The sequence below is a fragment of the Anaerococcus groningensis genome (genome assembly GCF_046365465.1).
In the GTDB taxonomy this organism is placed as follows: Bacteria; Bacillota; Clostridia; order Tissierellales; family Peptoniphilaceae; genus Anaerococcus; species Anaerococcus groningensis.
The window spans coordinates 1-639 of the sequence record NZ_JBGMEG010000031.1 but is presented as its reverse complement, the minus strand read 5'-3'; the positions used below and the strand labels follow the sequence as shown (position 1 = coordinate 639).

The window sequence follows — 639 nt, the reverse complement described above, 5'->3', positions numbered from 1 at the left end:
CAATAGTTGATGAAAAAATTACTATGACCATGGTAGCCCCAGGTCTTGGTATCAATGAGTGGAATGATATGGACTTTGTAAAAGACTATGAAGAAAAAACAAATGTTCACATGGATATAACAACACCTCCACAATCAGAATTTAAAACAAAATTAAATCTTGATTTTGCAAGTGGCGATATACCTGATGTCATCTATGCTGGTGGCCCAAATACCTTAAATGCGGCAGCAGAAGTAGACTATGGTAGCCAAGGGCTCTTAGCTCCTTTAGAAGATTTGATTCCAGAGTATGCACCAAATTTTAATAAACTGATGGAAGAAGATCCAGAAATTAAAAAGTCAATAACTACTACAGATGGTCACATCTATGCTATCCCACATATCAACGAAGGGCCTACATCAAAATGGATTATGGGTCCAGTTTGGTATAACGGAGAATGGTTAGATAATCTAGGAGTTAAAGATCTACCAAAGACTACAGATGAATTTTATGATCTAATGGTTAGGTTTAAAAATGAAGATCCAAATGGCAATGGTGAAGCTGATGAAATTCCAATATCAGATGTAAACTTTGGTGGGATCCGCCACTGGTTTATGCCAGCATTTGGACTTAAAGGATGGGGTGTACAAGTAAATGATG

At 36.9% G+C, this 639-nt stretch carries 1 protein-coding gene; it reads left to right on the top strand.

The window, feature by feature from the left end:
* On the top strand, positions 1 to 639 hold a 639-nt coding region (locus AB9Q04_RS08105; protein ID WP_410024830.1), incomplete at both ends, for an extracellular solute-binding protein.